14 protein-coding genes are annotated in these 12,106 nt (G+C 37.7%); 6 read left to right on the forward strand and 8 right to left on the reverse strand.

The window, feature by feature from the left end; genetic code table 11:
• Positions 1 to 184: 184 nt before the first annotated feature.
• From AWW83_RS09355 to AWW83_RS09370, 4 genes are read right to left on the reverse strand one after another with little or no spacing between them, the layout of a single operon-like run.
• Positions 185 to 1,333, reverse strand: coding sequence for an acyl-CoA dehydrogenase (locus AWW83_RS09355; RefSeq protein WP_092351109.1), 1,149 nt, complete (start codon positions 1,331 to 1,333; stop codon positions 185 to 187).
• Complete coding sequence (locus AWW83_RS09360) at positions 1,330 to 2,211, reverse strand: 3-hydroxybutyryl-CoA dehydrogenase (protein ID WP_420021895.1); 882 nt, start codon at positions 2,209 to 2,211, stop codon at positions 1,330 to 1,332. The genes AWW83_RS09355 and AWW83_RS09360 overlap by 4 nt, the downstream gene beginning before the upstream one ends.
• A gap of 34 nt (positions 2,212 to 2,245) precedes the next feature.
• Complete coding sequence (locus AWW83_RS09365; RefSeq protein ID WP_092351110.1) at positions 2,246 to 2,662, reverse strand: DUF5618 family protein; 417 nt, start codon at positions 2,660 to 2,662, stop codon at positions 2,246 to 2,248.
• 11 nt (positions 2,663 to 2,673) lie between these two features.
• Entirely contained in the window at positions 2,674 to 3,852 is a 1,179-nt protein-coding gene (locus AWW83_RS09370) for a thiolase family protein (protein WP_092351111.1), read from the reverse strand.
• 149 nt (positions 3,853 to 4,001) lie between these two features.
• Here AWW83_RS09370 and upp point away from each other — a divergent pair, with 149 nt between their 5' ends.
• From upp to ahcY, 6 genes are all read left to right on the forward strand, one after another.
• Positions 4,002 to 4,634 carry a uracil phosphoribosyltransferase gene (gene upp / locus AWW83_RS09375; protein ID WP_092351112.1) on the forward strand — a complete coding sequence of 211 codons (633 nt, stop codon included), beginning with the start codon at positions 4,002 to 4,004 and terminating at the stop codon, positions 4,632 to 4,634.
• Positions 4,635 to 4,648: 14 nt separating this feature from the next.
• On the forward strand, positions 4,649 to 5,635 hold the full coding sequence (locus AWW83_RS09380; protein WP_092351113.1) for a FecCD family ABC transporter permease: 987 nt from the start codon (positions 4,649 to 4,651) through the stop codon (positions 5,633 to 5,635).
• An 11-nt stretch (positions 5,636 to 5,646) separates the two neighbouring features.
• Complete coding sequence (locus AWW83_RS09385; protein ID WP_092351114.1) at positions 5,647 to 6,180, forward strand: LOG family protein; 534 nt, start codon at positions 5,647 to 5,649, stop codon at positions 6,178 to 6,180.
• A gap of 62 nt (positions 6,181 to 6,242) precedes the next feature.
• Complete coding sequence (locus AWW83_RS09390; protein ID WP_092351115.1) at positions 6,243 to 7,238, forward strand: sugar nucleotidyltransferase; 996 nt, start codon at positions 6,243 to 6,245, stop codon at positions 7,236 to 7,238.
• 33 nt (positions 7,239 to 7,271) lie between these two features.
• Positions 7,272 to 8,441 carry a methionine adenosyltransferase gene (gene metK / locus AWW83_RS09395; protein ID WP_092351116.1) on the forward strand — a complete coding sequence of 390 codons (1,170 nt, stop codon included), beginning with the start codon at positions 7,272 to 7,274 and terminating at the stop codon, positions 8,439 to 8,441.
• A gap of 31 nt (positions 8,442 to 8,472) precedes the next feature.
• Entirely contained in the window at positions 8,473 to 9,750 is a 1,278-nt protein-coding gene (ahcY, locus tag AWW83_RS09400; RefSeq protein ID WP_092351117.1) for an adenosylhomocysteinase, read from the forward strand.
• A gap of 30 nt (positions 9,751 to 9,780) precedes the next feature.
• Here the strand turns inward: ahcY and AWW83_RS09405 are convergent, their stop codons facing one another.
• The 4 genes from AWW83_RS09405 to AWW83_RS10075 are packed head-to-tail and all read right to left on the reverse strand — an operon-like array spanning position 9,781 to position 12,028.
• A complete protein-coding gene (locus AWW83_RS09405; RefSeq protein ID WP_092351118.1) occupies positions 9,781 to 10,623 on the reverse strand; it encodes a nitrilase-related carbon-nitrogen hydrolase in 843 nt (280 codons plus the stop codon).
• Between the two features lie 53 nt (positions 10,624 to 10,676).
• Positions 10,677 to 11,408 (reverse strand): 2-phosphosulfolactate phosphatase, encoded by a 732-nt coding sequence (locus AWW83_RS09410; RefSeq protein ID WP_092351119.1) that lies wholly within the window; start codon positions 11,406 to 11,408, stop codon positions 10,677 to 10,679.
• 20 nt (positions 11,409 to 11,428) lie between these two features.
• Positions 11,429 to 11,686: a glycine cleavage T C-terminal barrel domain-containing protein gene (locus AWW83_RS10070; RefSeq protein ID WP_234697299.1), complete on the reverse strand. Its 258-nt coding sequence runs from the start codon at positions 11,684 to 11,686 to the stop codon at positions 11,429 to 11,431.
• Between the two features lie 15 nt (positions 11,687 to 11,701).
• Positions 11,702 to 12,028, reverse strand: a complete 327-nt coding sequence (locus AWW83_RS10075; RefSeq protein ID WP_268761466.1) for a hypothetical protein — start codon at positions 12,026 to 12,028, stop codon at positions 11,702 to 11,704.
• Positions 12,029 to 12,106: the final 78 nt, after the last annotated feature.

The raw sequence follows: 12,106 nt of genomic DNA on the forward strand, positions 1-12,106 counted from the left end.
GAGTTGTCCTACTCACCCCCCTCCCCCCTCTCTACTTCGTAGAGAGGGGGCGTCCGTAAGGACGGGGGTGAGTTTTCTTACTCACCCCCTTTCCCCCTCTCTATCACATAGAGAGGGGGTTAGGGGGTGAGTTATTCTAATCAAAAAGAGAGTAGGTGTCCGTAAGGACGGGGGTGAGTTCATATCAAACTTTCATCTCAAGCAATTCCCTTGCTATGATTATCCTTTGAATCTCTGATGTCCCCTCGTATATCTCGGTTATTTTAGAATCACGAAGATATCTTTCTACAGGAAAATCTTTAATATACCCATAACCACCGTGGATTTGAACTGCTTCAAGGGCACATTCAACAGCAACTTGTGAAGCAAGTAATTTTGCCATTGACGCTTCCTTAACATATTTTCCACCACGATCCTTTTTCCACGCTGCAAGCAAAGTTAACAATCTGGCTGCTTCAATTTTCGTCGCCATATCAGCAATTTTAAATTGAATTGCTTGATGCTCAGCCAGAAACTTACCGAAAGTTTTTCTCTCCTTTGCATATTTTATTGACGCTTCAAGCGACGCCTGTGCGATGCCAAGCGCCTGAGCTGCTATTCCAATCCTTCCACCATTTAAAGTCGTCATCGCAATTTTAAATCCCATTCCTTCTTCACCAAGCCGATTAACAACTGGAACTTTACAATCTTCAAAAACAATTTGAGCCGTGTCTGAACTTCTTATCCCGAGTTTTTTCTCCTTTTTTGTAACGATTACGCCTTGAAAATCTTTTTCAACTATAAATGCAGAAATACCTTTTGAACCCTTTTCCCTGTCGGTTTGAGCAAAAACAATCAAGATGTTTGCATACACTCCATTCGTGATAAAATTTTTCGTCCCATTCAAAATATAAAAATCACCATCTCTTACTGCGGTTGTCCTCTGATTTGATGCATCGCTTCCAGCCTCTGGCTCTGAAAGACAAAAAGCGCCAAGCAATTCACCGCGGGCAAGTCGCGGTAAATACTTTAATTTCTGTTCCTCTGTCCCATATGTCTCAATTGGCCAACAAACAAGCGAATTATTTACAGACATTATAACTCCAACAGATGCGTCAACTTTTGAAATTTCTTCCATTGCAAGAACATAGCTTATCGTGTCAAGCCCAGCACCACCATAATTTTCAGAAACCATCATTCCCATAAATCCAAGTTCAGCAAGTTTTTTAATTTCTTCGTGTGGGAATTCTTCTTTTTCATCTCTTTCTGACGCTCGTGGCGCCAGTTCTTCAACCGCAAATTTTCTTGCGGTCTCCTTAATCATTAATTGTTCTTCTGTAAACTGAAAGTTCATTGCCCTGCCTTGTTATTTTGTTGTTGAGTATAATCGTAAAAACCTTTTCCTGTTTTTCTTCCAAGGTATCCAGCTGCGACCATTTTTTTCAGCAATGGACAAGGTCTATATTTGGGATCGCCAAAACCTTCATACAAAACATTCATAATTGAAAGACACACATCAAGCCCAATTAAATCAGCCAAAGCAAGCGGACCCATCGGATGATTCATACCAAGCTTCATAACCGTATCAATGTCTTCCGCTGATGCAACTCCTTCCATTAAACAATATATCGCCTCATTTATCATTGGCATCAAAATGCGATTTGAAACAAAACCAGGATAATCTTTTACTTCAACAGTTGTTTTTCCAAGTTTTTCAGCAAGCTCTTTCGTTATCCTAAATGTTTCATCAGAAGTATCATGCCCGCGAATTATCTCAACGAGTTTCATTACTGGAACAGGATTAAAGAAATGCATTCCAATAACTTTATCTGGGCGATTTGTCGCAGATGCAATCTCTGTAATTGAAATTGAAGATGTGTTCGTTGCAAGAATTGTCTCCGGCTTGCAGACAAGATCAAGCGATTTGAAAATATCTTTTTTAATTTTCACATTTTCAGTTGCAGCTTCAATCACAAAGTCAGCATCTTTTGCGCCACTTTCAAGCGAAGTTAAAGTGTTAATTCTTGCGATCGCCTGCTCTTTCTCTTCCTCTGTCATCAATCCCTTTTTAATCTGCCTATCCATATTTTGCCTTATGACATTTATCGCTTTCTCAAGGACGCTTTTGTTAATATCAATCAAATTAACAAGATAACCATTCTGTGAAAGAACATGCGCAATTCCACTTCCCATTGTCCCTGCCCCAACGACTGTAACTTTTTTGATCTCCATAGTTATGTGCTCCCTATTTTTTGTTTTTAATTTTTTACTCAAGCATTTTTATTATCTCCTCAACACTCTTAATGCCAGCTTTTATCATATCCACGCTCACGCCACCACGATAATACGCAAAGATGTGAAGATTTTCATAAACCACGCGCAGATTAGCAAGTAATTTCCCGTTTCTTGGGATTTTTGACACCGCTTTGAAATACTCATTAATTGAAATTGGAAGTTTCTCCGGCTCAGTTCCTTTGCCAAGTAAATATCCATCTATTGCTTTAAGTGCAGCAAGATAAGCAATTCCAGCAGCTTCACGCACAATTTTCGTATCCTCGTAAATTTTTCCATATTTTACATCAGCTCGGGACAAAATTTCCTTTGCGTTCTTGAGAAATCTTTTCGCTTCTGCGATTGCTTCTTCCTTTGTCAAAGGTATTTTTCTTGTTTTTCTTCTCGTCATAAATTTTAAAGTTAAATTCTTTCAACTATAACAGCACTTGCTTCACCACCGCCGATGCATATTGCTGCGAGTCCGAACCTTGCTTCTTTCCTTTTCATAGCATAAAGAAGAGTTGTTAAGATCCTTGCACCGCTTGCTCCAATTGGATGTCCAAGTGCGACCGCTCCACCGTGTATATTCATTTTTTCAATCGGTATTCCACCAAGTTTTGATGTCGCAAGCGCAACAACTGCAAATGCTTCATTCACTTCAAAAAGATCAATATCTTCTTTTTTCATATTTGCCTTTCTCAAAACTTTTTCAATCGCATCAACAGGTGCGGTTGTAAACCATGCCGGGTCTTTCGCAGCTGAAGTATATGCGACAATTCTTGCAAGTGGCTTTATTCCGAGTTCCTCAGCCTTTTCCTTTGACATAAGAACGAGTGCGGAAGCGCCGTCATTTATTTTTGATGCGTTTGCCGGGGTAATCGTGCCATTGGGGTCAAATGCAGGTTTAAGCTTCGGAATTTTCTCAAAAATTACTTTTTTCGGCTCTTCATCTTCCGTAACTAAAATTGTCTCACCTTTGGGTTGTGGCACCGGAACTGGGACAATTTCTTCTTTGAAATAACCTTTCTCAATTGCTTCAAGTGCTCTTTTATAACTTAACACAGCAAACTCATCCTGCTCTTCTCTTGAAATTCCGCATTCCTTAGCACATAATTCTCCTGCGTTTCCCATATGAAAATCGTTATAAACATCCCACAATCCATCTTTTATCATTGAATCAATAATTTGAGCATGACCCATCCTGTATCCAGTTCTCGCTTTGTCAAGAAGATAAGGTGCATTTGACATGCTCTCCATTCCACCAGCAACGATTATATCGGCATCACCAAGTTTAATTGCCTGCGTTGCAAGCATAACTGCTTTCAAACCCGAGCCACAGACCTTGTTAATCGTCATACATTCAACCTTTGTCGGCAGACCTGCAAAAATCGCTGCTTGACGGGCTGGCGCCTGACCAACTCCCGCTGTTAAAACACAACCCATTATAACTTCATCAACAAGTTCTTTCGGAACATTGGCTCTTTTAAGAGCTTCTTCAATTACGATTGCCCCAAGTTTAGGTGCTGGTAGTGGACTTAACACTCCGTTGAATGAGCCAATTGGCGTGCGACATGCACTTGCTATTACAACTTCTCTCATAGTGCCTCCAAAGGTTAGTTTTTAAAGTGCTTAAAAATGCGAACTTCATTTGAAATATACTTAATTCAGTTTTAACATTCAACTTCATTGAGATAAAATTGCATTTTCAAATGTAAATTTTTAATTTAAAATAAAAATCACAAACACAGATGGGAAACAATCTTCTTATAATCAATCATCCGCTTATCAAAAGGGACTTAACATATCTTCGGGACAAGAATACACCAAGTTCACTTTTCAGAAGCATTTTAAAAAGATTAACTTCGCTTATGGCATTTGAAGTTACCAAAGACCTTGCAACTACAACGAAAGAAGTTGAAACACCTCTTGAAGTGACAGAAGGGCATGAGTTAAAAGATGAGATCGTTCTCGTTCCAATTTTGAGAGCAGGGCTTGGAATGGTTGACGCATTTCTTGAAATTTTGCCAGAAGCAAGAGTTGGGCACATTGGTTTATACCGAGATGAAGAAACATTAAAACCCGTTGATTACTATTTTAAATTTCCAAAAAACCTTGACAAAAGCGTCGTCATAATACTTGACCCGATGCTTGCAACCGGCGGGAGTGTATGCGCTGCTGTTTCATATCTAAAAGAAAGGGGAGCAAAGAAAATTAAAGTCGTGAGTTTAATCGCTGCACCAGAAGGAATAAACAAATTAACAAATGAACATCCCGATGTCCAAATTTACATTGCAGTCCTTGATAGACAATTAAATCAAAAAGGTTTTATTCTCCCAGGACTCGGAGACGCTGGAGATAGAATTTTCGGAACCGAAAACTAAATTGATTTTGCAAATTGAAAAAAGCAAAACTACTTCTATACATCCTCACACTTTTCCCACTTCTTATTCTTGTTTTTCTTTTCTCAATCTCAATTGGAAACTCTGAATCAGGTTTAAAATTTGACTTTGAAATTTTGCTTAACATCTTAACATCAAAAGTTGATGAAATTCAAAAAGCAATAATTTTTCAAATTCGCATCCCAAGAGCTTTAACTGCTGTTTTCGCAGGTGGCGGGCTTGCAGTTGCTGGCGCAATTTTACAGGCAATGATAAGAAATCCTCTGGCAGAGCCGTATATACTTGGAATTTCAAGTGGCTCTGCATTTGGCGCTGTAGTTTCAATTGTGTTAATTGGTTCATTCTCAATCGCAACCCCGCTATCTTCAATGCTTGGTTCAATCCTTGTAACAATTCTTGTTTATGTGCTTGGAAAAAGGAAAGGAATTCTTGATATAAATACAATGCTTTTAACTGGGATAATGATTGGGGCTTTCTTCTCTGCTTTAATTTTAATCATCATAACGCTTTCAAATGAATCAATAAAAAATTTCATTTTCTGGATGCTCGGGAACCTCTCAAATGCAAATTTAAAGCAATCAATCCTCGTTGCTGTTTCTGTTTTAATCTTAACATTGTTTTCTTTTGCCCACTCATATCGGCTTAATTTAATTGCAACTGGCGAAGAAATTGCAACACAGCTTGGGATTGATGCGGAGTTAACGAAAAAAATTTTTTATTTCATTGCTTCAATTTTAACAGCGATAATTGTTTCAATTACTGGAATAATTGGCTTTGTCGGGCTTGTCGTCCCGCATATATGTCGCAAAATTTTTGGTGTTGATTACAGAATTTTGATACCGACTTCGTTTTTCACAGGCGCTGTAATTCTTATGATTGCAGATATAGTTTCAAGAGTCGTTTTATATCCCGCAGAATTGCCCGTTGGCTCAATCACTGCTCTTTTTGGTGCACCATTTTTCATTTATCTTTTGAAAAAATAAAAATCAAAAATATGAGCGGAAAAACCATAACAATTTTCGGAAGTTCAAAACCGATTGAAGGAGAACCAGAATACGAATTTGCACGAAAACTTGGATACGAACTTGGAAAACTTGGCTTCACAATTTGTAATGGTGGCTATGGTGGAACAATGGAAGCAACAGCAAGAGGTGCAAAAGAAGCCGGCGCAAAAACCATTGGCGTAACGGTCTTGACATTTCAAAGCGTCCCGAACAAATGGATTGATGAAGAAATTAAAGCAAAAGATTTATTTGAGCGATTGAAAATTTTAATAAGCAAAGGTGATGCATATATTGTTTTGCGAGGTGGGACTGGGACGCTTGTTGAATTTTCGCTTGTGTGGGAATTGATGAATAAAGCTTTGATTGAGCCGAAACCATTTGTCGCTGTTAAGTTCTGGTCTCCAATTTTTGAAGCAATGTCAAAACAATTAAAATACGAGTTAAGAGAAAACGCCATCAGCTTCGTAAAAATAATTGATGACATAGATGAAATTGTCAACTTCGTCAAAAAGAGCTTGCAATAATTGAAAATCACAAATTGATTTTTTATATTAAAGCGGTAAATAAAACAAAAGGGTCCTTTACAATGAAGGCAGTTATACCTGTTGCAGGTGTAGGAACGAGATTGCGACCACATACTTATACTCAACCGAAAGTTTTGTTAAATGTCGCAGGAAAACCGATACTTGGACATATACTTGACAAACTTGTTGAAAATTCCATCAAAAATATCTCTTTGGTCGTCGGTTATCTTGGTGATAAAATAAAAAGTTATGCGTTGGCAAATTATCCAGATGTTAACTTTAACTTCATAAATCAAGAAGAACCACTTGGGCTTGGGCATGCAATTTACACTGCAAGAGATGAGTTTGAAAATGAAGATGAAATTTTGATAATTCTTGGCGATACAATTTTTGATTTTGATCTTTCAAAATTTTTGAAAAGTAAGTTCACAACAATTGGAGTTAAACAGGTTGAAGACCCACGAAGATTTGGGGTTGTGATCCTTGATGGAGATAATTTTGCAAAAAAACTCGTTGAGAAGCCATCTCAACCCGAAAGCAATCTCGCAATTGTAGGAATTTATCTTATAAAAAATCCAAAACTTTTGAAAGAGTCGCTTGAAGAAATTGTAAAAAGCGATATCAAAACAAAGGGCGAATATCAACTTACAGACGCATTGCAATTGATGGTCAATAAGGGAGAAAAGATAACTGTATTTGAAATTGACGGCTGGTATGATTGCGGAAAACCAGAGACACTGCTTGAAACAAACAAATTCTTGCTTGAAAGAAATGGGATGAAATTGACAAAGCTCGGCAAGTTTGAAAATGTGTTAATTATTCCACCCGTTTACATTTCTCCAACAAGTAAAATTGAAAACTCAATCATCGGTCCATATACGACGATTTCCGATGGAGCAGAAATTTCATCATCAATAATACGAAATTCAATAATTGGGGATTGCGCAAAAATTTACAATGCATTGCTTGATTCGTCAATTGTTGGAACTGATGCTGTTGTTAAAGGCGATTATAAAAAAATTAACATTGGCGATTCATCCGAAATTGAATTTTACTGAAAAACTAAAACTTAAACTAAAACAGGAGGATAAATGGGAAAGCTATTCACCTCTGAATCTGTTGCCGAAGGACATCCGGATAAAATCTGCGACCAAATCTCAGATGCTGTTCTTGATGCCTTCTTGAGCTATTATCCAGAGTCAAGGGTCGCTTGTGAGGTATTCGTGACGACAGGACTTGTCGTCATAGGTGGTGAAATTAAAGCCCCGGAAGAAGTCAGAGCAAAAATTGATTTTGATACGCTTGCAAGACAAGTTATAAAAGACATCGGCTACGACAAATCAGAATATCAATTTGATTATCGGTCTTGTGGCGTGATAGTCACAGTAAAATCTCAATCTCCAGATATTGCAAAGGGGGTTGACAAAGGTGGCGCAGGTGATCAAGGGATGATGTTTGGTTATGCCTGTAAAGAAACCCCAGAGCTTATGCCAATGCCGATAATGTTTGCACACAAACTTATGAAACGGCTTGCTTATGTTAGAAAGAAAACTGATTTTATGCCATACCTCAGACCAGATGGAAAATGCCAAGTTACAATTGAATATGACAACACTGGAAAACCTGTCAGAGTTGACACGATTGTTTTTTCGGTTCAACACGACGAAAGATATAAAGGGAAGAAATTAACACCGAAAGATATTGCACAGGACTTGAAAGAATTTGTGATTAAAGAAGTTATACCCGAAGAATATCTTGATAAAAAGACAAAATATCACATTAACCCAACTGGTTCATTTGTAATCGGAGGTCCGCACGGAGACACAGGCTTAACAGGCAGAAAGATAATAGTTGATACATACGGAGGAAGAGCTCCGCACGGTGGCGGTTGTTTCTCAGGCAAAGACCCGACAAAAGTTGACAGAAGCGCAGCTTATGAGATGCGACACATAGCAAAAAATATCGTCGCAGCTGGACTTGCAGATGAATGTCTCATTCAGGTTGCGTATGCAATCGGAGTTCCTGACCCCGTTGCAATTTATGTTGATACAAAAGGAACTGGGAAAGTCCCAGACGATATAATTGCTGACTTTATCTTGAAAAATCTTGATCTTTCTCCCAAAGGGATAATAAATAGATTAAAACTCCAACGCCCAATTTACAGAAAAACCGCTGTATATGGACATTTCGGGCGAAATGAACCAGAATTCACTTGGGAAAAACTTGACTATGTTCCAATGTTTAAAGAACTTTTAAAATAAAATCAAAAACAAAAATGGAGAACATTTTTAAATGGATGAATTAAAAGGCGTTTATAAAGTTAGGGACTTAAATCTTGCTGAAGAGGGCTTTAAGCAAATTCGCTGGGCTGAAAGTAGAATGCCTGTCTTAATGGCTTTAAGAGAAAAATACAGCAAAACTAAACCTTTCAAAGGATTTAGAATTGCAGGATGCCTCCATGTGACAAAAGAAACTGCTGTATTGATAAAAACATTCGTTGAATGTGGTGCCGAGGTCAGCTGGAGCGGTTGCAATCCACTCTCAACGCAGGACACAATAGCAGCTGCACTCGCAAAACAAGGAATTTCAATTTTCGCATGGAATGGAATGAGCGTTGATGAATTCTATTGGGCAATTGAACAAACACTTCATATAAAACCAAATTTAACTCTTGACGATGGAGCTGATTTAATCTTTACAATCCACAGCAAACATCCTGAACTTATACCTGATATAATTGGTGGAACAGAAGAAACAACAACAGGTGTAAAGAGATTAAGAGCAATGGCTGAAGCTGGCGCTTTGAAATATCCGATAATTGCAGTTAATGACGCAGAGACAAAATGGGACTTTGATAATGTCTATGGAACAGGACAATCAACGCTTGACGGAATTTTAAGGGCAACAAGCGTATTGATTGCGGGTAAAACAGTCGTCGTTGCCGGCTATGGTCATTGCGGTAAAGGTGTTGCAATGAGAGCAAGAGGTCTGGGTGCTAATGTAATAGTTACGGAAGTAAGACCAATCGCTGCTTTAAAAGCTGTTCTTGATGGATTTACAGTAATGCCGATGAAAGAAGCTGCTAAAATTGGGGACATTTTTATAACCGCAACCGGCGTGAAAGATGTTATAACAGAAGAGCATTTCAAAGTTATGAAAGATGGCGCTATCGTTTGTAATACTGGACATTACGATGTTGAGATAAATCTCGTCCAATTAAAAAAGATGGCAAAAAGCATAAAAGAGATAAGAAACCATGTTGAGGAATATCTGCTGAAAGACGGAAGAAGAATCTTTGTCCTTGCGAAGGGACGACTTGTTAATTTAGTAGCAGCGGAAGGTCACCCGTCCGAGGTTATGGATATGTCATTTGCAAATCAATTTATGGCTCAATTGCGACTCGTTGAAATGTTCAAGAAAGGCAAAAAACTTGAACCGAAAGTATACGATATACCACCAGAACAGGACGAAGAAATAGCAGAACTTAAACTTAAAACAATGGGAATTAAAATTGATAAGTTAACAAAAGAGCAAAAAGCGTATATCAAAGATTATAGCGCTGGAACATAAAATCAAATTGGGGGCTTAACGCCCCCATTTTTATTTTAAAATCCTTCTCAATTCCCTCTCCACAAAATGCGGATTTTCATCTATAAAATGTCTTGAAAATTGCCTTGCTCTTTTTATCGCATTGTAATCAATTTCACCAAAAATTAAATCCTCTTCAAAAAATTTAGCCAATGCAACTACTTCCCCATCTGGATTTACTATCTCCGAGCCACCCCAAAAATTAACACCATCTTCATAACCAACACGATTGCTAAAAAGAAGATAAACGCTCAAAAGCCGTGCATATGTTCTGTGATGTTCTGAATTTACCTTGTAATTTGTTAATTCATCCGATTCACCAGCAAATCTCGTCGGACTTGCAGCAAGCCCAGCAATGACGACAGCACCATCAATAGCCAGCAAATACGGAAGTGAAATATGCCATAAATCTTCACAAATCAAAACCCCAATTCTCCCTATCTTTGTATTGAACGCACGAACTGAATCACCATTTGAAAAATATCTCATCTCTTCAAACATTCCATAAGTCGGCGGATAAATTTTTCTGTGAATGTGTTTTATATCTCCATCTTCAAAAACAAACGCTGAATTATAAATCCCGTAATTTTCTCCCTCTTCAACGCCACCTGCAATTATGATTATTTCCTTACTTAACTTTTTAAACTCATCAAAAACATTTGACTTGAAAGGATTTACAGCAACATCAATGTTTAGGTCTCGCAATGTATAACCTGTTAAACTTAATTCAGGAAACAGGATAAGTTCTGCTTTTTCTTTGATGGCTTGCTGAATGTAATTAATGTGTTTTTCAATGTTTCTTTTTAAATCCCCAAGAACGCAATCAATTTGGGCAATTGCTATTTTGTGTCTCATTTTAATTTTTTTGTTGGTTTAAAATAAAACAGGGGCATCAAACCCCCGCTTCTTTATCTCAACGCTTTTATAACTCCATCAGAATAAACTGGAAGAATCGGGATTGAATCAACTTCGCTTGCAATTTTCAAATCATCTTCAAAACCAAGCTCAATTAAAAATTTTCCATGTTCGCTTTCACGAAGCATCTTCAAAAGATTTTTCCCGTATGATTTATAAAGTTTAATCCCTGCATTAACAGAGTCACTCAAATTAAATCGCTTTCTTGATTTACCCTTTGTTAAAAGAAACGCTATCATACCACCACAAACCGCATCCTCAATACAAAAACGATTTAACTTCCCAGAGCAAAGTATCAAAACATCATCGCTATTTCCCTTTACAAAATTAACAACTTCTGAAATGTTAACAAATCCAGCTATAATTGAATGCTTTGCGTATTTAGTTTTCGTAATTGCAACCGAACCATTTGTGCTGGCATAAATTAAAGTTTTACCTTTAACTTTTTCCTCAGTGTATTCAAGTGGAGAATTTCCAAGATGAAATCCATCAATGATTTTTCCACCTCTTTCACCACACAGAAGAAACGAATCTGGTTCAAGCGTGGAAGCATATTTAACCGCATTCTCAACAGATGCAGTTGGAATGATAACCCTTGCTCCGTTTTTTAAAGCAGTTGCTATCGTCGTTGAAGCCCTCAAAACATCAACAACTATAACTGTTTTATTTTGCAAAGATAATTCGTCCTGAATTTGAAGTGGTGTAAAGTATAAATCTATATTCATCAACTCAACCAAATTTTGTTTTACCTTGCTCTATTTGGAACGAAAGGAAGGCTCACAATTGTTGCAACAAGTTCTTTACCCCTTGCATTTATGTTAATTTTTTCACCAGGATTTGAAAATCTAATATCAACATATCCAAGCCCAATTCCTTTTTCAAGGATTGGCGAGAATGTCCCGCTCGTGACATATCCAATCTTTCCACCGTTTTTGTAAATTTCATATCCGTGTCTTGGTGGAACTTTGTCATCAACTGTAAATCCAACAAGTTTTTTTTTCAAACCTTCATTTTTCACCTACAACAAACTTTCCTTTCCGATAAAATCACCTTTATCAAACTTAACAATCCAATCAAGCCCTGCTTCAAGTGGATTTGTCGTTTGATCAATGTCATTTCCGTAAAGCATATAACCCATCTCCGTCCGCAATGTGTCTCTTGCTCCAAGCCCAACTGGTGCAATCCCAAATTCTTTTCCAGCTTCCATAACCGCAGTCCAAACTTTTCTACAAAGTTCAGGTTTTGCATCAAAATAAAGTTCAAAACCAAGCTCACCTGTGTAACCAGTTCTTGATATTATCATTTCAACATCTGCCCAGTTAGCAAACTGGCCTGATACACAAATTTATATTGTTTTTATTGCGATTGTATCTTTTGTGACCTTTTTATACACATCTATCGGTGGAGTGAGGGCGGTTATATG

Origin of the sequence: Candidatus Chryseopegocella kryptomonas (assembly GCF_001536065.1) — a bacterium.
GTDB lineage: Bacteria > Bacteroidota > Ignavibacteria > Kryptoniales > Kryptoniaceae > Kryptonium > Kryptonium kryptomonas.